The organism is Sphingopyxis sp. GC21, assembly GCF_025727575.1.
Classification (GTDB): Bacteria; Pseudomonadota; Alphaproteobacteria; order Sphingomonadales; family Sphingomonadaceae; genus Sphingopyxis; species Sphingopyxis terrae_A.
The window spans coordinates 3263021-3284589 of record NZ_CP095845.1 but is presented as its reverse complement, the minus strand read 5'-3'; the positions used below and the strand labels follow the sequence as shown (position 1 = coordinate 3284589).

Sequence of the window (21569 nt, the reverse complement as noted above, 5' to 3'; positions counted from 1 at the left end):
CCTTAAATCACAACCTCAAATCTGTGCCATTGGCGCTGACGGCGGACAGTTCGCCAGCCAATTGCCTGCCGCACGCGGATCGCCAATATAATAGGGTTGTGGGCCATAATGGATTTTGCGGCCATCCGGGCGCGTCTCCGTGAGGTCGAGCTCGCGGCCAAAGCCTTCGCTCGCGAGCACGCCGCCATGCGGACCGCTGACCAGGCCGATCGACGGGAAACCCGGTTCCTGCTCCGCGGGATGGCTTGATCCTGTTGCAAAGCTCCAAATGAAGGTCCCGGTGCCACCCGAACGCTCCGCATCGCCTTGCTCCAATTGGTAGCGGGGGCCCTCGCGCGTCCACTGCACATTCGCACCATAGTAGAAAGCGAGACGATCTTGAGCTGGCCGCGATGCCACCAGCCACTCTTCGCCCGCGGCCGATCTCAGTCGCAATTCCACTGTTGCCTTTACCGGCGCGCGCCGCCGGTAGCGCTGTGCGACGACCGCAGCGTCGATCGACATGGCGAGCGGTTCGGGACGCGGCCTGAGCGTCGCATACCAAAGCCATCGTCCGTCAGGAGACCAGTCGTGATATAATATGCCGATCCGGCGCGGTGCGCCGCTTCGTACGGCGAAGAGCCCGCCTTCCGTCTGCCCGACGGTAACGACGGCCTCTCGCTTGAGCAGCAGCGTGAGCGTCCCGCGCGCGTCCAGCTTATAGAGTTGAAGCCCATCTCCGCGATCGATCAGGAGGCTCCAGCCTCGGCCATCCGGCAGACGTCTGAGCTGTTCGGCGCTTGGCGCCCGCAAAATTTCGCGGGACCTGTGCGAGTCGAGATCGTACAGATGAAGGATCGAGACGCTTTTATCGGTTTCGATATCCGCTCGCCGCTCGAGATAGGCGAGCGACCTGCCATCGCTCGCCAATCTCAGATCGAAATCGGTCGGTACGATCGCGATATTCTCGATCGTCCATCGACGGCCTTCCGTGGCTTCGATCGGACTGCCAGTGCCGAGGATCGCCACGAAGGCAAGCGCCGACGCACGCGCCTTACCAGTCATGTCGGACCGTCACGCTCAAAAAGCGTCCAATAGCCGACCCGTTGGTTGTGTCGAACGGCGTGTCGAACGGCGACGTCGTGAAAATCGGCGCGGGCTTGCTGTTGAACAGATTCTGCGCGCTCAACGCGATTTCCGTCCCCTTGGCCAGCTTTATGCGGCCGGTGAGATCGATCGTCGTCGATCCCTTTATCTGGATAAAAGCCGGACGGCGGTTGTCGGTGACGGCGCCGCTGTGGTTGAGGAAGGCGGAGAGCGAAAAGTTATTACCGCTCAGCGTCAGCCCGCCGCGTGCCCGGAAATGCGCCGGATGGAAGATTGTCCCGGCAAGGTCGGTTACCGGCAGGCCAGTGAGAAGCTGCTGGCTGCTATCGAGCCAAGTAGCACCGGCATTCAGACTTAGCTGACGGTTGCTGCCCAGCGCGGCGTCGTATCGCACGGCCACATCGACCCCACGATATTTTTGCCGTGCGACATTGCGGTCGCGCGCATCGAGGAAGGCCACAACGCGCGCGGGATCGTAGGGCGCGCCCGTTATGTTCTGGAGCCCGCCATCGGCGCCATCGAAGATGGTGTCCAGCAGTGCCGGTGCCGGATTGCGAGTCACGAGATCGGCATAGATGGGGTTGTCGAGAACCCCGGCACCCGAAGCCAGCGGCGGCGCGACCCGATCCTTGTAGTCGATCCGGAAATAGCTCGCGGTTAGCGCGAGCCCCGACAGTGGCCGCACGGTTGCGCTGAAAGTCCAGTTTTCCGATCGCTCGGGCCCGAGCCGATCATTTGCGCCAAGCGCGTAAGCAATGGTTGAACCGGCAGGAAAGCCTTGGCCGAAGCCGCCAACCGGGACGAGCAGTGCCGAATAGCCCGAGTATTGCTGATAGAGCGTCGGGAGTTTGAAGGATCTGCCCCACGACACCCCGAGCCGGAGCTGCTTTATCGGATCATAGACGAAACCAAGCTTCGGAGTGACGATGTCTCCGGAGTCGGAATAATCCTCGTAGCGCAGCGCCGCGGTGATCGAAGCGCGGTAGGCGAGCGCGATATGCTGGTCGGGACTCGTCAGAGGAAGCAGCAACTCGCCATAGGCGAAGTGATTGCGGCGCGAGCGGGCAAAGCTGCGCGTGCCGATCTTCGATGAGAAGCGATTGATCCGATAGCCTCCACCCAGCGCAAGGCGCGCGGCGCCCGCGGGGAGGTCGAATAGCCGACCCTCGAGCCCGGCCTCAACGGCGATGTTCCGGTTCAAGAAATGTCGTGCGGTCGCGCTGCTCGGCGCACCGCCGCTGTAATTCTGACTGAGGCCGTCGGTCGTGTCGGTTCCGAAAAATGCTCCGACATTGAGTTTCCAACTCCCCGACAGGTCAGCGGACAGGGTTGGGGCGAAACCGAATGTCTCAAACTCGGTGCGCGCTTCGAGCCCCGCGTTGCGGAGTGGCTGGGCCACTGTGAAGCCCGTGGCCGATTTCATTCTTCCGCGCTTGTAGATGAGGTCGGCTGCCAAGGTCACACCGCCTCCGAGCGACTGGTGCCCGCTCAAGAGAAGCGCGTGCCTGCTCAAGTCGGGATATAGCGTGGAATGGGGATTATTCGCGCCGGCATAGCTGCGATCCTTCGCCCGGATCGCGGTACCGCGCGAATAATCATAAGCCGCGATGATGCCGCCCTCCGACCAGGCCGAGCCGCCAAGAAGATTATATTGCTGCTGGAAATTGCCGCCGTCGGTCGAAGCCCCGAGCCGCACGCTGGTCGACACGCCATCATAGTCTCGCTTGAGCAGAATATTGACCACCCCGGCCACCGCGTCGGCGCCATATATCGCGGATGCGCCATCCGCCATGATCTCGACGCGATCTACAGCGGCGATCGGAATGGCGCTGACGTCAATGACCGAGTTTACGCTGCTATAGGCAAAGCGCTTGCCGTTGATCAGCGTCAGCGTGGCATTGGGACCGATCCCGCGCAGGTTGAAGGTCGATGCGCCATTGGCGTTGACATTCTCATTGGCCGCGCCCTGCGTATTGCCGATCCCCGGATTCTGCCCACCGCCGAAATTCTGAGGCAAGCTGCGCGCAACCTCTCCGAGATCGGCATGCCCGGCATTGCGGATATCCTCGGCGCTGATGTCGATCACTGGCGCTGCGGCGGGCGCGCCGGCGATGCGCGAACCGGTGACGACAATCGCAGCGGGCTCGCTCGTGGGGGCTGCCGGCGCTCCGGCGGAGCTCAGGATGATCACCGACCCCTCCTCGAAGCGGGCGGTGAGGCCGCTGCCGGCGAGAAGCGCCTCGATCGCTTCGCGAAGCGTCAGTTCGCCGCGCAGGGCAGGCGCCGTCTTCCCCGCGATGCTAGGCGCGCTCACATAAAGCTCGATATCGGCGAGCAGAGCGACGCGGCGCAGCGCATCGCCGAGGTCCTGCGCCGGTAGATCATAGGACTGGCGTGGCGCCTGCATCGCCTGCGCGGCTTGCGGCGACAGGCAGGCGGCGGTCCCGGCAAGCAGGACGCCCAGCGAACGGATTCTGATCGACATTTTCACTCCCCCAAAGGCTCGGCCGTGCATCAGGCAGGCGGTCAGTGGGGTGCGTTGACGGAAGAAGCCGAGCGACCTTAGCCGCGCGATGAAAAAATTATCGGCGGCTGAGGTGGATGGCGTCCGCCTGGCTGTCGACCGCTAGGTCGAGCAGCATTGCGATCCGTTCGGCAAACGCCTCGGTCTCACTGATGTGGAAGCGGCCCGACACCTCGCGTGCGGCTATCGCGCTATCGTCGATGACGATGGGGACCGCCGCATAGCGATTGGCCTCGGCGACGAGCGCGCCGAGCCTGATCGACCGATAGTCCGCCCAGCCCGCGGGCCAGCCGGCCGGAATGACCGTCGCCGGCGCCGCGACAGGCGCGAGCCGCTTGCCCGGCCCATAGGCAAGCGCGCTTCCCGCCTCGACTCGCTTCGCCTCTCCGCTATCCCCATCCGCGCGCACCTCGGCCGCGCCGCGGCGCAGCGATGCGACGACGGTCCCCTCCGCGTCGAGACTGAGATCGATCTCGGCATCATTGGCTATCGCCCCGCCGCGCCCCGCCTCGATCTTCAGCGGGACATCGCCCCGCACGACCGAAAGCCGCACCCGTCCCCTGACCAGACGAACGCTGCGTGCGTCCTTCGCGAAGGCGACGTCGAGCCGGCTGTCGGTGTCGAGCGTCGCGCTCGAGCCGTCGGCGAGCTGAAAGGTCCGGATCTCGCCGCGCTGCGTCTCGATGGGTTCGGCGGCGAACGCCCTCGCTGCGCCGCCAGGCTGGCCGGGAAGCGGGGCGCCTGCGGCTCCGATCGCGATGATCAGGAGCGCGAGCGCGGTGGCGGCAGCGCCCCATGCGAACCAGCCGCGAACCCGGCCGCGCCGCGCCTCGGCATGCGCCGTTCCGTGGCGCGGTGACGTCTTGAGGATCGCGAGCGCGGCCATGCGCTTCTCGGCGCGCCGATAGGCTTCACGATGCTCGGCCGATGCCTGCAGCCACGCATCGAACTCGTCGCGGAGTGCATCTCCATCACCGCCGCGCAGTTTAACGAGCCAGGCCCGTGCGACCTCATCGACCGTGTAATCATGGCCGCCGGGTCCGCTCATTGTTCGCCGTCCACCACCTTTGCGATCAGACCGAGTGCTTTCATCATATGATATTCAACCGTCGCGATGCTGATGCCGAGCTGCTCATGTATCTCGCGATAGGAGAACTCGTCCACCCGGTGCATGAGAAAGACACGGCGTGTCTTCGGCGGCATGGCGTCAACCGCTTGCTCATAAAGTCGCAGCAGATCAGCGGCTTCGAGATTCCATTCCTGGGTCGCCGGAGTTGCCGCATCGCTTTCTTCGCGCAGCGAAAAGAGGGCCGTGGGCGCAGACTTGCGGCGGCGCGCCCGGTCGATCAAGAGGTTCTGGGCAATGCGGCGCAGAAAACCGCCCGGGTTGGCGAGCCGGTCGCGCTGCGCGCTTCCTGCGGCGCGCGCAAAAACTTCCTGTACAAGATCGGGCGCTTCCTCTGCTCCCGCCTTGCGGCGCAGGAAATAAAAGAGCGACGCGCGGTGAGTACGGTACGCCGTCTCCAGATCTTGCCCGGATACGCATTGCTGTTCGGTCGGCACCGGACGATCGTCGGGATGCGCGTGGCACGCTGACGACACCGAAAAGGGATGGCGCGACGGGGCGCGGTCGCCGCAGGTACAGGAGGGCACGGCACAAAATCCCGCAGGCACGAGCGGCGCCATCCCGCCGCGGCCGGATGCCCGTCTCTCCATGCTGCGCCGCCGTTCGGTCGCGGGTGCGATCCAGGTCCGGTTCGGCCGCCGGTCCGGTCAGGGACTGGCGCATTTAATGCCTGGCGAAAGATTCCGCGCAGGAGCTGCCAGCGATGCTTCCGCGCCCCTGAATCATGTCAAGTGCGAGGGGCGCTGACAAGCAAAAGTGTCGGATGCGGTCTCGCGCATCAAGCCTGGCCGCCCTGGTGAGCGCCAAGCATCCGTGCAAAGCGCGCCGCCTCGTGCGCCCGTCTCTCATGATAGCCAAGCAGCAAATTTCGGACCGCGGCCTGCGGTTCGGCATCGGCGACTGCGGTCTCGATCCGGCGGTACTCGCTCTCTACGTCGCCGAGGATTGCCGCATCGAAGTGCCGTGAGAACTGCAGCCGGTCGCCGATCGCCGCTATGCTCGCGACGATCTCGCCGTTCGAAGTTCGTTCGGCGATGGCGAGGAACAGATCGGCGATCCGGTCGGGATAGGGCTGGTCGGCAGACACCGGCGCTGCGGCCGCATTCGGTGCCGCCGCAATCGCGGCGAGCAGGAGCACCTGATGCAGTTCGAGAAGGTCGCGAAATTCGGTCTCGGTGAGGCGATGCACATGAAAACCCTCACCCGGTCGGAAGTCGACCATGCGTTCGCCATCCAGCCGGAAGAGGCTGTCGCGCACCGGAGTCAGACTGACGCCAAGTTCATCGGCGACGCGCGCGGCTTCGATCCTCGCGCCGGCCGGCCACACACCCGTCATCAGGCGCCGTTTGACCGCCTCATAGGTCGGCTCGAACACATGCGCGGGGCTCATTGGGCGTTCCTCTGGCCGGCGGCAAAATCGGCGACGGCATCGGCCTGGTCGGGACGAAGCGCATCGACGGCGCCGACTGGACCAGGCGGATCGCCTTGCAGGAGGATGGAAGGGCACTGCCCCTCATAATTGCCAAGGTTGGGGCGGTGCTGCGCATAGCCCGCTAGCGCCGCGAGCCCGGGCGGAAAATCTCTTGCGACGTGAGGTGGGTAAGCCAGCCACAGATTTTCATAGGGCTTCAGCCATCCTAAACTGTAGCTCACGAGCACGCCGCGCCGGACGTTCTCGCTGATGTTCGCGCCAGCGCCATGCGCGGTCGATCCCAGAAAGCAGATCGCCGCCCCGGGTTCGCATTCGGCATATATGGGAGGGCCGGTATCCTCTTTGGCCATACCGCTGACGCCATGGCTTCCCGGATAGATTTCGGTCGCGCCATTGTCCCTGGTGAAGGGCGTCAGGGGCCAGAGGACATTGACCAGATATTCCTGGCTGCCGTCTGCCCCGCGCCACATGTCCTGATCGCGATGCGGAAACTGCCGCACTTCACCGGGGTGGATCTCGATCGCCTGCGTGAGGTTGAGCTGGATGCGTTCGCATCCCGTTCCAAGGATCACCTCGACGGCGGGCAGAACGAGAGGGTCGAGCACCAGATCGGCCATGTGCCGCGAGCGCCGCAACAGGCTGCCGAACCGCTTCGTTCGCCGTCCGTAGAAGTCGCCCTGGCAAAAGGGCGTTTCGGCAAAGACCGGCTCGAGATCCTTCGCGAGGGCGTGCACAGGCGCGGGCGCGGCCCCATGCAGGATGCAATATCCGTCGCGGCGGAGCTCGCTGACGAGGCGCCCAAGGGCGGCGTGGTTGATAGCCCTTCTCATGGTGCGAGCTCCCCGCTTTCGAGTCTGAGCCCGAGCGGCGCCCATGTTCCCGTCCGCTGCAGCCCGGGAAGCGTGTCCTCATCGATCCGGATGCCGAACGCGAGGATCGGGCATGCCCCGTCGGGCCGCGCAGGGCCGAACGCGCGGCAGGACCAGCCGAAGCTGCTGATCTTCGCGAACCAGCGCGTGTCGGCGATCCCGACATATTCGCGGATGCCGCTGTGAAGGGCATGGTCCGCAAGGGCGCTGACGAGCTGATTGCGCGCGTCGAGACGCTCTGCCGCCGTTTGCGCCGGGTCGAGGCAGAAGCGGCTGACCTCCCAGATGCTCTCGTCAGAGGGCGCGCCGTCCGGACAGAGGTGCGGGTAGATGTTGCCGAGAAGATGCGGCGATGTCGTGGGCAGCAATCGCGCCGATGCACGGTGACGCAGATCGTCGGGATCGAGAAGGATAAGATATCGGGCCTGCGGATTATCGAACTGGTCGAGCTCGAAGCGGTCGTCAAGGGCAGGAAGATCCCATTTTAACCGGTCGATGAACACGTGTTTGCGGGCGGCGAACATGGCGCGCAGCGCCGCGTCGCCGGGCGCAGTTGGCGCCCGCGGGGATTGATCGGTCATGAAATGTCCTTTGTTGCTGGAAGCTCATTTCAGACCACCAATCCCGCGGGGCGGCTATTCCCATTTATGGGCAAGCCTTTTGCGATTGGACCGCCGGATCAGTCGGGGCGCCACCAGTCGTAGATGTCGGAGAAGCCAATCAGACCGTCGAACAATGCACAAAGGATCAGCATCGAGCGGCAATGGACCGAATAGCGATCGCGCGCCATCTTGAGGTGGCGCACCACCGTCTCCTCGCTGATCCCGAGAATGTCTGCGATCTCGCCCGCGGTCTTGCCGCGCGCCGACCAGAGCACGCATTCGCGCTGCCGCTCGGTGAGGATGGAACGTCCTCTCAGAGGCGCCGCGCCGACGAGCTCGCGCGCCTTCGCGATCGCGACGGCACCGATGATCTCTGCGACATGGAGCATATGGCCGGGCGTGTCGGCGCGCGGCTTCACGGCAAAAGAGCAGGATCCGCTCGCCTCGCCGGGCAGATGACGCGGAACGGTGAATCCGTCGCCGACGCCGCTCTCTCGCGCGACGCTGAGAAATTGCCGATCGCCGCGCGACAGCGGAATAAAATGGTCGACATTGCGCCATTCGAAGCCGGTGAGCGATCGCTCGCCGGCGCGCCGGATCGGGTCGGTTGAGCGGAGGTCGAGGCCGATATAAATCCGCGCCCAGGCCTCGGGATAATTATGGACAAGGATTGACGCGTTATCGCCGCCGCGTCGTTCGAAGGCGAGTGCGAAATGGTCAAAACCCATACGGTCTGCGGCTTTCGCGAGCGCCGAAAAAAGATGGTCTTCATGCCCGGCGCCTGAAATTTCCCGGGCGAGTTCCTCTGTCAAATAAAACTGCTTCACGTCGATAATCGGCCGCTGGCGCGTTCCCGACCCGGCTGCCCGCGATCCGCTCCCTGGGGTCGAGCGCCGCCGGTTCCTCTCCGGGACGCGCGAGATTGGGACAAGTCACCGACGGGTCCTGATATCGCGCGCCGGACGGCAGTCTTCGCTGCCTCGGCGCGGCGATCTATCGGTTCCAACGGTCTAACGTCCCGAGAAGTGACGTAAAGCCTGTGCAAGTAGAAGATGGGACCATTTTGACATGTCATTGGCCTGACGGCCATGCGATGCGATGTCCCCGCTGCGCGAGCTATGCAGTCAGTCGCCGGTGAGCGACCGAACCGCGCCGATAATTCCAGCGATGAAGGAGCCCGCCACGATCACCGCGGCGAGCCAGAACTCGATAGCAACGGCGCGACGCTTCCACCTGGGTTTATCGGTCATCGGAACCGCATCACGGAAAGAGGTTTGGCGCCTCAGCCGGCGGGGCCTTGCGGCTGAACCATGGCACGTCGGTCCGCTCGACGGCGAGGCGGTCTGCGGGAAATTTGGCGACCAGCGCCATCGCCTCTTCGGCAGGCGCCTGGAGCCAGGCTTCATGATCTTCGGGGTGCAGAATCACGGGCATGCGGTCGTGAATATGAAACAATTCCTCGGTCGCATCGACCATCACGCCCGTATAGCAATCGCCCCATTCATCGCTCGGACGCCAGAGACCCGCCCAGGCGGCGAGCGGCTGGTCGGTGACGCTGATCCACGTCCGCGTCATGCGTCCTTTCTCGCCTTCGGCTTCGGCGAAGGAGGTGAAGGGAATGAGGCAGCGATGCGCCGGGTTGGTAAACCAGGGACGCCAGAAGGACATCAGCTTGTCGTCGCGGGCATTGTTGACGGGTTTCGGCTTGCTCGTGGGCTTCATATGCTTGAGCCGCACCGGAAAGCCCCAGGTCATCGCCTGCAGGACGCGCTCGCCGCCGTCCTGGCGGACCACGAAACCCTGACCGCCGGGATAGACGTCGCCTGGCGAGACATTGGTGGCCTGCGGCCGGCGCGCCCTGAAATAGGATGCCACTTCGTCAACCGAGCTGTTCAGCGTCACCAGATTGCACATTGACGGCTCCAGGTCAGGGACGGCTCACGGTCAGGCTGCCCCCAGCAGAGCCCCGAAGCTCTGCTGGATCGGCGGCGCGATTCTGAAGCTATTCTTGGGGAAGCGGCGCAACATGTCCAGCGGCGGTCGCGCGCGCTCGAGCCAGTCGAAAAGATCCTCGGGGTGAACCACCGCCACATGGCGGTCCTTATAAGGTGCGAGATCGTCGTAGGCAGCGACGGTGAGCGCCGCGAAACTGCCCGGCCATTCGCGGTTCTCCGGTCGCCAGACCGCCGCGATGCCCATCAACGGTTCGCCGATCAGGCTGGCCGAATAGATTGTCTTGCCCTGCTTCACCAATCCGAAGGCATCGGCAAGCAGCAGACAGGGCCGATCGATGATCGCAGTCTCGGACTTGAGCAGCGGAATCTGGATGACATCGGGATCGCGCGAAGGCAAACCCCAGTGGAGCTCCTTCTCGCGCTCGCGCACACCGTCCCAGATCATCACGCGATGCGACCTGCCGATGCCGATGAGGGCGTCGTCGCCTTCTATATCCATCGGTCTGCCTTTCGCTGGCTAGGCGCGGAAACGGCTCAGCGCGCGCTTCCATTCGCGCTCGTCGGGCATCGGCAGCCGAATGTCGTCCTTGCCAGGCTCGACCAGGTCGAGCCGGACCGGGCGTATACGCTTGCCCGTTCGCGCCTTGCAGCGCGCGCACCAGAATTTCTCGCGGGCGCGCCTAAGATCATCGTCCCACATCTTGCGCTGGAACAGCCACCAGAGGCCATAGGGATCGAAGCTTGCGCCATGCCCGCAGCGGCAAACGGGCCTGACCGCCTGATACCAGGCCGCCGCTTCGAATAAATGTGTGGCGCGCCGCTGCCCGTCTTTGGTCCAGCCGCCCACGTCACAGCGACAGCCCGAGCTGGTCGATATGCGCGGGCTCGCCATTCTCGCCCAAGCTTTCTGCGATCGCGCGCGCCAGCTCGAATGCTGCCTCGACGCGGACATGGCGGGTGGGTGCGGTAAGGCCCACGCGCGCCCAGCCGGGCGCAGTGAGCAGTGTTTCGGCGACTCGGGCGGTATCGATTCTGTCCATGCATCAATGAGAACATAGGAAGAACATTTTGGCAAGTCCGCGTGCATGTCCGCCATGCCGACATGGTCTTCCGCCACGGCGCGGCCCCGACCGGCGCGCCGCCGCCTGCTGAGCCGACGCGCGCAAAATCCCGCAGGGGCATTCCGCCCCGACCGGACCGCGATCGCAAAGCCGCGCCCTTCAAGCCAACGAGTGGCTGATCGACGCCATGCCCACCGGGCTCATCGTCTTCTCCGGCACCGGCATCCGGGACAATCTCGTCGACAAGGCACGGGCGTTCGGCATCCCTGTCTGGGATTTTCGTATCCGGGATCCGGCATCAGGTGTCGATCTGGACATGACCGCGCTTGCCATCGGGCAAGCATGTGCCCACAGAAGAAAGGAGCGATGCGGAACGATCTCGACCATCTCCCGGCCAACAAGCAGCGCGAGCTCGAGCGCGTGAAGGCGATCATCTTCGAAGAATTCGAGGATGCATTGGCGCTCGGCACGATGAGCTGGAAGAAGAAGGGGCGGATCGACAAGATCATCCTCTACGGCAGCTATGCGCGCGGCGGCTGGGTCGACGAACCGCACACGGCGAAAGGCTATCGCTCGGACTTCGACCTGCTCATCATCGTCAGCGACAAGCGGCTCATCGACAAGGTCGATGTCTGGTCGAAGCTTGACGACCGGCTGACCCGGGAACTTCTGATCGACCGGACCCTCAAGACACCGGTGAATTTCATCGTTCATACGCTGCAGGAGGTGAACGACGGGCTCGCGCACGGGCGCTATTTCTTCATGGACGTCGCGCGCGACGGGATTGCGCTTTACGAGGCCGACGACAAGGCCTTGCATCAGCCGAAGCCGAAGACGCCTGACCAGGCGTTGGCGATGGCGAAGGAATATTTCGAGGAGTGGTTTCCTCAGGCAAACGCTTTCTTCAAAATGCATGAGGCAGGACGCGCCGAAGGTGTCTTCAAGCAGGCATCATTCGTTCTTCATCAAGCGGCGGAGAGCCTTTATCATTGCGTTCTGTTGGTGTGCACTTTCTATTCGCCCCACGTTCACAATCTCGGCTTTCTGCGGACGCAGGCCGAGCGGCTCGATATGCGTCTCGTCGACGCGTGGCCGCGTGAGCTGAAGGCCGATCGCGCTCGCTTCGAGAAGCTCAAGGAAGCCTATGTGAAGGCCCGCTACTCGAAACATTATCGGATCAGCGAAGCGGACCTGCTGTGGCTTGCGGCACGTGTCGAGGAACTCGGCCGGGCTGTTCATGAAATCTGTTCGGAGCGCATTGCCGAGCTTGAGGCAAACTGTCGCGCGGCGGGATAATCTCTCCCCGATCAATCTCGTACCCGAGTTGGTTGCGCCGAAAACAATGTGTTGCCTGATGGCACCACGCTGCAAGATTCCGTTACGGAAGCCTGAATCCGCTGGCGTTTGATTTCGGCTCGACTATTGCGCGTTCCGCGACCCAAATGGAGGGCTCCTCCATTCTCCTGCGGCGACTCCTTTGGGGTCGCCGCTTTTGCAGGGGAGCTTTGCGCCCGCATCTCGCCCTTTCCACGGCGAATTTTCGTAGCGAATGCCGCCATTCAGTTCGCAAGCGGTCCCGTGGCTCGGATGTCAGAACGTTGAATGCGGCATAGGAGCGGTGAGAATCGTCCCGCGCGAGAGCGCGAGCGACCGGGGCTACGTACGATTGCGCACCGCGACACGCTCGATATCGAGCCGCAGCCTCGAAAAGCCCTGACCCGTTCGCAGCATAGGCAGCAAAGGGCAAAGGCCTGAAAGCAAACCAAATCGGTTGAACGCCCGTACAGCATCGATGGGATCGCGGATCCAGTCCCGTCGCCACCCGAATCCACTAATTGCAACAGCTTGCAACTAGGTCTGGTCGGCCAAATCGCGGCAGTCAGGAGACCGACCGGACGGCGCGTGAGAGACGTAGCTCGCTGGTCGCATCTGTCCTTCCAGCCTCGAGGTACGACTCATGATCTCCACAGCCAATCCGGTGCTGCGTCACCGCGCGCTCTTGCTCGGTAGCAGCGCGGTGCTCGCCCTGGTTCTGGTGCAGCCCGCCGCAGCCCAATGCGTCGTCGCGCCCAACAACATTATCAGCTGTTCGGGCGACAATGATGCCCAGCAGACGCTAAACAACGGTGGTTCGTTGACGGTGACCACCGAGCCGGGCTTCAGCATCGACAGTCCGGACAATGGACTGGTGATGTCGGGCACGGGGTCGCTGATCTATAATGATAGCAACGCATCGACCATCATCGGTCGGGGCTATGACGGAATCGCCGTCGGCAACGGCGGGGGGGCGTCGCGGATCGAAATCCGGACCGCTGGCGACGTTACCGGCGGGGGCCGCGCCGGGATCATTACCAACAATCTGGGAACCGGCGGGGTGCTCGTTGAGGCGACCGGCACGGTCACGGGCGCTTTGACCGGCATCACGATCGTCGCGCTTGCCGGCAGCGGCGGCGATGCCGAGGTGATCTCGAACAATGCCGCGGGCGGTTCGTCGGGCATCGGGGTTGAAAACCGCGGCGGCACCGGTGCGATCCGCATCACCTCGACCGGAACCGTCCAGGCGACCGGGAGCGAAGGCTTCGCGATTCTCGGCCTCCATAGCGTCCAAGGCGCCGGCGGCGATCTCGTGATCGTCGCGAACGATATTTCGGGGGCGGGCGGCGGCATCAACGTAAGCAATGCCGGTGGCGCCTCGACGAACATCACCGTCAATGGCACGCTCAATGTCGCAAGCCGCCAGGGCATCAGCGTCGGCAATGGCGCGGCGGCAAACGACATCGTCGTCACCGTGCGCGGTAGCCTTACCTCGGGCGCCACGGGGATCGCGATCAGCAATCAGGGGCGGGGGCAGACTATCGTCACCGCCGAGCAGCAGATACGCAGTAATAATGTGCGCCCGCAAGAGGCTGCGACGAGCGGCAATGGCATGAACATCACCACCGGCGGAAGTGCGGGCGATATCATCGCCGGAGTGGCCGGCGTCGAAGGCCGCGCCGGCATAGTGATCCGCAATCTGGGGCAGGGAGCGCTGACCCTGAGCGCATCGGGCCTCGTCGAAGGCCGCGAAGGCCGCGGCGTCGAGATCGTCGGAGGGCCTGCGAGTGGTGCGATCGACGTCGATCTGGCCGATGCGACCGGGAGCGACGGCGTCGTCATCACCGCCATTGGCGAGGCTGCAGGCATCGATTTTACTTCGAACGGAACGCTCACGGGCACTGCCGGGGATGGCGGCTTTTTCCAGAGCGCGGGCGCGATGCGTATCGACGCGCTGGGCAGCAGCGGGGCGCGGCACGGGCTTGCGATGATTCATGGCGGACCAGGCGAGGCACTGCTCGTCTCGCGCGGAACCGCAACCGGCGGGGAGAATGGCATTGCCGCCGAGACGCTGGGCGGATCCGCGGGCACGATGTCGCTTGACGTCAACGACGTGTCGGGCGGTGAATTCGGCGTGTCGATCCTCACCCGCGAGGCGGGCGGGGCGACGTTGATCACCCGCGGGCTGATCAACGGCGGCATTGCCGCGATCAATTCGGTTGCAGACAATGGCGGAGCGTTTTCGCTCACCAATCTCGGCACGATCCGCAATGCGTCGTCCGCATCCGCCGATCTGGCGATCCAGGCCGCAGGCGGGGCGGTTGATATTCTCAACAACGGCAGCCTGCTGGGCACAATCCGGCTCGACGGAGGCGTTGTTGCGCCCGACCCGGAGCCCGAAAAGCCGCAGCGCGAGCTTCGCGTCGGCGCGCGCAGCGCCTTCATCATCGCCGAGGTCGCCGATGTCGAGGCAAGCCATCGCCTGACCAATGCCGGGACTTGGAACAGCATCGGCGGGGGCAGCGTCTTCGGCGGCGCAAGCGATGTGCTCGTCAACGCCGCGGGCGGCCGGTTGATCGGCGGCGTATCGGCTGCGACGGCGGAGACGACCGATTATTCCGGGCTCGAGACGCTGATCAATCGCGGCACGATCACGATGGTCGATGGCGGCGTCGGCGATGTCGTGCGAACGAGCGGCGATGCGGATTTTATCGCCGGATCGGTGCTCGCGGTCGACGTCGGTGGTGGGGGAGCGGATCGGTTCGTCGCCGATGGTGCAACGCTGATCGAAGCCGGGGCGACGCTGCAGGTCACCAGTCCGCAGGCGCTCGTGATCGGCACGCGATACACGATCCTTGAATCGGCAGGGGGCGTCACGGGGAATTTCGCGCTCGATAATGCCCGCACTTCAGCCTTTCTTGGCTTTCGTCAGGGTAGCACGCCGACCACGATCTTCGTCGAGTTGGCGCGCCTGCGTGCCTTTGCCGCAGCCGGGCTGAGCCCCAACCAGGTGGCGGTGGGAGGCGCGCTCGACGGACAGGCCGCAAGCGACCCTCTGGCCGCCGCAGCGCTGCTGCTGCCGACCGATGCCGCAGCGCGCGCGGCCTTCGATGGCCTGTCGGGGGAAATCCACCCGGCAGTCCGCACAGCGATGGCCGAAGATTTGCGGTTGCCGCGTAATGCCGTGCTCGAACGGCTCCGCTCGCCGCAGGGCGGCGCGGTTTGGGGCCAGTTCTTTGGCAATTGGGGCGAAAATGACGGGGCGGGCGGCACCGCCGACCTTGACCGCAACACGATCGGAGGGCTGCTCGGGGTCGATTTCGGCGTCGGCGACACGGTCGTGCTTGGCGCCGCAGGCGCCTATCTCGAAACCGACCAGACCCTTGCCGAGCGCGCCAGCGACGCGAAACTCAAGAGCGTGCACATTCTGGGTTATGCAGGCGGCAGCTTTGGCAATCTGTCCCTGAAGGCTGGCGTCGGATATGCAAGCTATGATGTGAGCACCAGGCGCTTCACTGCATTTCCGGCGATCGGACAGACGCTGACCGGCACTTACAAGGGCTCGGTATTCCACGGCTTTGCCGAAGCGGGTTATCGCATCGGACTAGGTGAGGGGCATGTCGAACCATTCGGGCAGCTTGTGGCTGTCCGGGCGAGGACCGGGAACTTTGCCGAAAGCGGTGGCAGCGCGGCCTTGGCGGGCGCCAGGACCAGTGAAAATTCGCTCGGCTCGACGCTTGGTGCGCGATTCGAGACGGCGCCTGCCGGCGCCTTGTCGGTCGCCGGCATGGCGGGTTGGCAGCACGGCTTCGGCTCGCTCGAACCGGTAACTTCGCTCCGCTTTGCGGCGGGGCCGGCTTTTTCCATTCGGGCTGCAGGATTGTCGCGCAATGCCGGCGTCGCGGCGGTCGAAGCGCGACTACGGCCAAGCGAGCGCATCCTCGTGAGCGTCGGCTATGACGGCGTGATTGGGTCGGCGGGACAGGATCACAGCATCAAGGCTGGGGTGCGGATCTCCTTCTGACTCCGGCCCGGTCCCCGTCTGGCGGCGGGGGCCGGGATTGGATTGCGCGGCCTGCTGCAGTGCGGCATAGCCAAATGGCCGTGTTTCCAGTCGAATCCATCTATGATGCCGCCGCTGACGAACGGCTTTTTCCCGATCTGCTACGGCATATCGTCGCGCATTTCGGTGCCCAGTCGGGATTTCTTGCCTGGATGGGCGGCGCCAGCGGTTCGGGGTTCCAGGCCGAATATGGCAACGATCCCGCTTATCTTCAGGGCTATGTCGAAACCTATGCGCCGCTCGACATTCTGCGTCCTGCGCTGATGGACGTGCCCGAGGGCGAACCGCGCCCCGCATATGCTCTGCTGCAGTCGGCAGCGATCAGGCAAAGCCGTTTCTACCGCGAATATCTCGCGCCGCAGCGGATCGTCGACAATCTCGCCACCAACCTGATCAAGCGCGAGGGCATGTTTGCGACGATCGCGCTTTTGCGAACGGGTGATGCGCCCCGATTTTCGGACGATGATGTCGCAGCGATGCGGACGCTGGTGCCGCACCTGCGCCGGGCGGTCTATCTGTCGAGCCACCGGATCGGGCAGGCCGACCTCCTCTCCGCCTATCGCCAATCGGCCGAGGGTGCGCGCGATGGACTTGTTCTGCTTGGCGACGACGGCCGCATTCTCGATCTTGGCCCTGAGATCGAACGGCTGACCGGCTTCGCCTCGATCGAGGCCGCGGGGCGTTCCGCCTTCGGGCGCGCGCTCGCGCGCGCCGCGCAAGACGGCAAACCCGTGCTGCACATGTTTCGCTTCGGCGGGCGGCCGCTGCGGTTGCTGCTCGCCTCGCGTCCCTTGTCGCGCAACCGCTATGGCGATGTGAGCGGAGGGCCCGGCGCGTCCTATGCGGTGAGCGTCACCGAGGTCGACCGTCGTTGGGGCCTGGCTTATGACGCCATTGCCGCGTCGCACGACCTCACCCCGGGCGAAACCCGGGTCCTGCAGGATGTGCTGACGCATGGCGAAATGATCGGTACCGCGGACCGCCTCGGAATTGCGCGCGCCACCGCGCGCAGCCACCTGCACCGCATCTATGCCAAGACCGGAACCTCGGGCTTTCCCGATCTTTGCCTGTTTGCCCATCGCTTCATCATAAGCCCCGCGTAGCGCCTAAACAGATGGTGGATGCGGCCCGCGTCGCGATACCATAGGTGCGTCGCTATCCTTGGCGTCCGCCAGCGCAAAAGGGGGTAGGTGCGCGTGTTTCCGCTCGACATTGATCTGAGCCGGCAATGAACCCCGGCGGCAGGTCCCTGCCCGACCGCGTCGACGGTTGGAAATCGATCGGCGCCCATTTCGGGCGCGACCGGACGACGGCGATACGGTGGGCGCGCGAGCGTGACCTTCCCGTCCACCGTCTTCCTGGGGGCAAAACGGCGACGGTCTATGCGCTGCGCCACGAGCTCGATGCCTGGGCCGCGAGTTTGCGCGACCCAAAACCTGCGGATCAGGTGTCGTCCGCCGCTCTCGTCCGGCCCGCGCGGCTGCGGACGGGGGCGGCGGCTTTCGCCGCGCTGCTGCTCCTGCCCGCAGGCACTGGCATCTGGTGGGCTCTCGATCGGCCGGCGCCTGTAGCCGCGGCAAGTCTGCCCACCGACCCTGCGGCCGCGCGCGACTTTCTGGCGGGCCGCGATCTCGTCGCCGAGCGCGACGGCAACTCGATCGAGCGGGCCATCACCTTGCTGCGCGGCGTGATCCGCGATGACCCGGGCTTCGGACCGGGCTTTGCCGCACTGTCTGAAGCGCTGATCCTGTCGCGCGAATTCGGTCGCCGCAGCGACATGCAGGCCTTTCCCGAAGCGCGCACCGCCGCGCGCCGCGCCCTTCGCCTCAGTCCCTTGCTTGCCTCTTCCCACCGCGTGAACGGCTTCATTGCCTATTGGTGGGACGGTGATTTTGCCGCCGCCCAACACCATTTTGACCGGGCGATTGCTCTCGCGCCGGACGATGCAAACAGCCGATTCTGGTTCGGCAACATATTGGCAGACCATGGCGACAGCCGCGAGGCGCTTTTGCAGCTCAATCGCGCGCGTGCTTTGCTGCCCGGCTCGATCGCGATCCAGACCGATCTTGCCTGGGCCGAATGGTCGGCCGGACATCGGGAGGCGGCGGTCGCGGCGTTGACCGATCTCGAGCGGCGCCACCCCGATTTTGCCGTTATCCACGATTGCCTCAGCATTATTCGACTGGCCGACGGTGACTATGCCGGCTTTGTCGCTGCGCAGTTGGAGTTCGTTCGGCTTCGGGGCAATACCCGCCTCGCGCGGCGACTCGATGCAGTTGCTGTCGCCCTTGCAGAAGGCCCTGCCGCGGCGCACCAGGTTCTGATTACGCAGGCCCGAGCCGACCTAGCGAACGGTGACCTCAAGACGCGCGCTTGGCCAGCCTTTCTTCTGTCGGTCGCCGATGACCGCAGCGCACTGGTCGATATGCTGCGCGATGCGATCCACGGGCGCGAACGATGGGGCGACGCAGGCCTTGCCCGGTCGATTGCTCGCAAATGGCAGGGGGACGCTGAAATTGAAAATGCGCTGATAAGGGTGATGCCGATCCGCTGAGGCGGCTCTCGCGTGCCAAGGGTTCGCCAGGTGGCGAGCCAGTTCCGGTCGAAATCGCGTGCTGGCTGCCGTTCAGAACTGTCGTCTTGCGCGCTGCTTTCAGCCTTGGTGCCCTTGTTGGGAGATGAAGCCCTCCGATCGCCGCAAAAAGGACATGGGAAGCGGATATTGGGCAGGCGAGTTGTCAAAATGCGAGCAGCGGCGACTATGTATGTTCAACGCGCCCCAATTATTCGACAGTTCTCATACCAGTTCGCGTCGCAAGGCGCTGGATTAAGGCAATGGCCGTCAATTCGCCTTCAATGCGGACGGCTTCCCGCTCCTCACAAGGGTGCCACGTGACGCGGATTTGGGCAGGCCTTCGTAAACCAACCTGAAGCCGACATTCGAGGCGCCAAGCCCCGGGTCGCGACCCTGACGGCTTTCCGGTCGATAGCGTTGGCAATAGTTGGCCGCACACAAATAGCTGCCGCCCTTCATGACCCGGCTGATCCTTTCGGGGTTGAGCGGGTCATAGGCGTCGTTCTCGCTTGGTCCGCTTGGATTGTCACGGTCGGCCGGATCGTGACCGGAGCGGTACAGATCCGAGGTCACTTCCCAGACATTGCCAACCATGTCGTAGAGTCCGAAAGCATTGGGCGCAAAGCAGCCGACCGGCGCGATGCCCTTGAAGCCGTCCTTCGCCTCGTTGACGACCGGGAACACGCCCTGCCATGTGTTGGCGCGCGCCGGATCGGGCTGCGCGACATATTTCGGCGCGCCCGCGCTGGCGGCATATTCCCACTCGGCCTCGGTTGGCAGACGCCCGGCGCGCCACTTGGCATAGGCCTGCATGTCGTCCCACGCGAGATGCACCACCGGTTCGTCCAGCACCGCGTCAGGGCCGTGCGGGCCATAGGGCTTTTTCCAGTTTGCGCCTGGAACGTAAGCCCACCAATCGGCATAATTGCGCGACGGGCGTGCGGGCGGGGTGAACACGGCTGATCCCGGTTCGAGCATGTAGGCTGGAATTTGCTCCAGCGGCACACCGAACTGCGCTGGATCGACACGCTTTTCGGCCACCGAAACATGCCCGGTCGCCTTCACGAAGGCTGCGAATTGGCGGTTGGTGACTTCATGCGGGTCGATCCAGAAACCATCGACGCGGGTTTCGCGCGGCGCCCCCTCCTCGGCATAGACCGCATTGCTCCCCATCAAAAAGCTGCCGCCCTTGATTTCCACTGGCTGCGAGGGCGGTGTCCTGCACGAGGTGCTGGCGGCAAAGTCGGTCGCCGATTGTGGAAGTGCGCTTTGCTCGGGCGCTCCACCGCATGCGGCCGCAAGCAAACAGAATCCCAGCGGCCAGCTCACCTTCCTTGTCCGGTCGTGCATTCCGGCCTTCCTCTCCCACCAATCGCTTGAACAGCGCTCTTTACACCAAATGATTTTGTTATTCATGAGCGCCGTTTTGGGATTCCGCAAGATGGATGGGGAACCGAAATCATAGAAATACATAAAACATTTTTCTTTACATGCCTGCCTTCCGCGTTATCGTCACCATGACAAACATAAGCTTCTCCAGCCACCGCATGCCGACCACGCCATGTTTGCCGGCCGTGTCGCTCGGGTAAGGCGAAGGAGAGATGATGGGGGATGGCGGATGGGGGGCAATGGTGCACAGGGCATGGATACAGGCGCGAATGGCGATGCGGGGGGCACGCCCAGCACCCAATTCGCCTTTGCCACTGTAACCACGCTGTTCTTTGCCTGGGGTTTCATTACCTCGCTCATCGACCCGCTTGTCGCGGCGGTAAAAGGAATTTTCAGCCTCTCGGACTTTGAGGCGCAATTGAGCGCCTCGGCGTTCTTCATCGCTTATGGCGTGATGAGTTTGCCGGCCGCGGCACTGCTGGCACGCCGCAAGTCGGTGGCGACGGTCCTGATCGCGCTGGCCACGATGATCGCCGGCTGCATGCTGATGCTGCTTGCCGCCAACCTTGCGATCTATGGCCTGGTACTGTTGGGCCTGTTCATTCTTGCGAGCGGGATCACCATCCTCCAGGTCGCCGCCAACCCGCTCGCCGCGGTATTGGGGCGGCCCGATCGCAGCCACTTCAGGCTCACACTTAGCCAGGCCTTCAATAGCCTCGGCACCTTCATCGGCCCCTATCTGGGGGCACTGCTGTTCCTCAAGGGCGTAGAGATCAAGGAGGGCGAGGCGCTCGACGGCGCGGTTCGCGAAGCTGCGCTGACCGGGATCGACGCGGCCTTCCTCTGGATTGCGATGCTGATCGGGCTGCTCGCTGCATTTATCTGGTTCGCGCGCGGGCTCGTCACGCAGGCCGTGCGCGCACCGGCCCAGCCAGAGGCGCAGCGCTCGGTCTTCGCGATCCTCGGCGAAGTGGCCTCGTCGCGCTGGGCGCTGCTCGGCGGAGCGGCGATCTTTCTCTATGTCGGTGCGGAAGTGGCGATCGGCACACAGATGGCACTGTTCCTGAGCAGCGAGGGCGTGCTCGGCATTCCGCTCGAACAGGCGGGCAAGATGGTAAGCCTTTACTGGGGCGGCGCGATGGTCGGGCGGCTGGTCGGATCGGTACTGTTGACGCGTGTTCCGGCCAGTGTGCTGCTGGCGGCGTTCGCGGCGATGGCCTGCGCCATCTGTCTATTCGTCGCCGAAGCGGGTGGGTCGGCGGCGGCTTATGCGGCGCTGTGCATCGGCCTGTTCAACTCGATCATGTTTCCGGTGATCTTCACGCTAACCCTCGAACGATCGAGCGCCAGCAAGGAGGCGACCTCCGGATTTCTCTGCTTCTCCATTGTCGGCGGCGCTGTTGTACCACTTCTGGTCGGGCTGGTTTCGGGGGCGACGAGCTATGCCACCGCATTCGTCGTTCCGGCGGCCTGCTACGCCCTGCTGCTCGGCTTTGGCCTTGCCGCGCGCCGCGCGGTGGTGCTTGAAGCCGGCGACGCGGTTCCGGCCACGGGTCACTGAGGGGCATAGACC

19 protein-coding genes are annotated in these 21569 nt (G+C 64.3%); 5 read left to right on the top strand and 14 right to left on the bottom strand.

The features are described from left to right. Window positions 1–15: 15 nt before the first annotated feature. The 13 genes from MU856_RS15825 to MU856_RS15765 all read right to left on the bottom strand — a co-directional run bounded on the left by MU856_RS15825 (window position 16) and on the right by MU856_RS15765 (window position 10634). The gene (locus tag MU856_RS15825) at window positions 16–1044 is read right to left on the bottom strand and encodes a hypothetical protein (protein WP_263587904.1); all 1029 of its coding nucleotides are present in this window, start codon (window positions 1042–1044) and stop codon (window positions 16–18) included. After that, window positions 1034–3571 carry a TonB-dependent receptor gene (locus tag MU856_RS15820; protein ID WP_263587903.1) on the bottom strand — a complete coding sequence of 846 codons (2538 nt, stop codon included), beginning with the start codon at window positions 3569–3571 and terminating at the stop codon, window positions 1034–1036. Before MU856_RS15820 ends, MU856_RS15825 begins: the two co-directional genes overlap by 11 nt. Window positions 3572–3668: 97 nt before the next feature. Next, window positions 3669–4658 carry a FecR family protein gene (locus MU856_RS15815; RefSeq protein ID WP_263587902.1) on the bottom strand — a complete coding sequence of 330 codons (990 nt, stop codon included), beginning with the start codon at window positions 4656–4658 and terminating at the stop codon, window positions 3669–3671. Next, on the bottom strand, window positions 4655–5296 hold the full coding sequence (locus MU856_RS15810; RefSeq protein ID WP_238929757.1) for an RNA polymerase sigma factor: 642 nt from the start codon (window positions 5294–5296) through the stop codon (window positions 4655–4657). The genes MU856_RS15815 and MU856_RS15810 overlap by 4 nt, the downstream gene beginning before the upstream one ends. A gap of 218 nt (window positions 5297–5514) precedes the next feature. Next, entirely contained in the window at window positions 5515–6126 is a 612-nt protein-coding gene (locus MU856_RS15805; protein WP_062901481.1) for a GntR family transcriptional regulator, read from the bottom strand. Beyond that, on the bottom strand, window positions 6123–6998 hold the full coding sequence (locus MU856_RS15800; RefSeq protein ID WP_263587901.1) for a phytanoyl-CoA dioxygenase family protein: 876 nt from the start codon (window positions 6996–6998) through the stop codon (window positions 6123–6125). Before MU856_RS15800 ends, MU856_RS15805 begins: the two co-directional genes overlap by 4 nt. Further along, window positions 6995–7618, bottom strand: coding sequence for an acyl-homoserine-lactone synthase (locus tag MU856_RS15795; RefSeq protein ID WP_062901483.1), 624 nt, complete (start codon window positions 7616–7618; stop codon window positions 6995–6997). The genes MU856_RS15800 and MU856_RS15795 overlap by 4 nt, the downstream gene beginning before the upstream one ends. Before the next feature lie 98 nt (window positions 7619–7716). Beyond that, entirely contained in the window at window positions 7717–8466 is a 750-nt protein-coding gene (locus MU856_RS15790; protein ID WP_062901484.1) for a helix-turn-helix transcriptional regulator, read from the bottom strand. Window positions 8467–8763: 297 nt separating this feature from the next. Beyond that, window positions 8764–8889, bottom strand: a complete 126-nt coding sequence (locus tag MU856_RS15785; RefSeq protein WP_263587900.1) for a hypothetical protein — start codon at window positions 8887–8889, stop codon at window positions 8764–8766. A gap of 10 nt (window positions 8890–8899) precedes the next feature. Then, the gene (locus MU856_RS15780; protein ID WP_062901485.1) at window positions 8900–9553 is read right to left on the bottom strand and encodes an SOS response-associated peptidase; all 654 of its coding nucleotides are present in this window, start codon (window positions 9551–9553) and stop codon (window positions 8900–8902) included. A gap of 30 nt (window positions 9554–9583) precedes the next feature. Further along, window positions 9584–10093 carry a hypothetical protein gene (locus tag MU856_RS15775; RefSeq protein ID WP_062901486.1) on the bottom strand — a complete coding sequence of 170 codons (510 nt, stop codon included), beginning with the start codon at window positions 10091–10093 and terminating at the stop codon, window positions 9584–9586. Between the two features lie 18 nt (window positions 10094–10111). After that, window positions 10112–10441: a hypothetical protein gene (locus MU856_RS15770; protein WP_238929759.1), complete on the bottom strand. Its 330-nt coding sequence runs from the start codon at window positions 10439–10441 to the stop codon at window positions 10112–10114. A gap of 1 nt (window position 10442) precedes the next feature. Then, window positions 10443–10634, bottom strand: a complete 192-nt coding sequence (locus MU856_RS15765) for a DUF6771 family protein (RefSeq protein WP_062901488.1) — start codon at window positions 10632–10634, stop codon at window positions 10443–10445. Window positions 10635–11021: 387 nt separating this feature from the next. Between MU856_RS15765 and MU856_RS15760 the strand changes: the two genes are divergently transcribed. The 4 genes from MU856_RS15760 (at window position 11022) to MU856_RS15745 (ending at window position 18586) form a co-directional block, all read left to right on the top strand. Next, the gene (locus MU856_RS15760) at window positions 11022–11951 is read left to right on the top strand and encodes a nucleotidyltransferase and HEPN domain-containing protein (RefSeq protein ID WP_263588985.1); all 930 of its coding nucleotides are present in this window, start codon (window positions 11022–11024) and stop codon (window positions 11949–11951) included. Between the two features lie 661 nt (window positions 11952–12612). Continuing rightward, window positions 12613–15993 carry an autotransporter outer membrane beta-barrel domain-containing protein gene (locus MU856_RS15755; RefSeq protein WP_263587899.1) on the top strand — a complete coding sequence of 1127 codons (3381 nt, stop codon included), beginning with the start codon at window positions 12613–12615 and terminating at the stop codon, window positions 15991–15993. 74 nt (window positions 15994–16067) lie between these two features. Then, window positions 16068–17135 (top strand): helix-turn-helix transcriptional regulator, encoded by a 1068-nt coding sequence (locus tag MU856_RS15750; RefSeq protein WP_263587898.1) that lies wholly within the window; start codon window positions 16068–16070, stop codon window positions 17133–17135. Window positions 17136–17260: 125 nt separating this feature from the next. Then, entirely contained in the window at window positions 17261–18586 is a 1326-nt protein-coding gene (locus MU856_RS15745) for a hypothetical protein (protein ID WP_263587897.1), read from the top strand. 288 nt (window positions 18587–18874) lie between these two features. On the opposite strand, the gene MU856_RS15740 is transcribed toward MU856_RS15745, so the two are convergent. Beyond that, window positions 18875–20080, bottom strand: coding sequence for a formylglycine-generating enzyme family protein (locus MU856_RS15740; protein ID WP_263587896.1), 1206 nt, complete (start codon window positions 20078–20080; stop codon window positions 18875–18877). Window positions 20081–20249: 169 nt separating this feature from the next. Here MU856_RS15740 and gluP point away from each other — a divergent pair, with 169 nt between their 5' ends. Beyond that, window positions 20250–21557: a glucose/galactose MFS transporter gene (gluP, locus tag MU856_RS15735; protein WP_263587895.1), complete on the top strand. Its 1308-nt coding sequence runs from the start codon at window positions 20250–20252 to the stop codon at window positions 21555–21557. Window positions 21558–21569 lie beyond the last annotated feature (12 nt).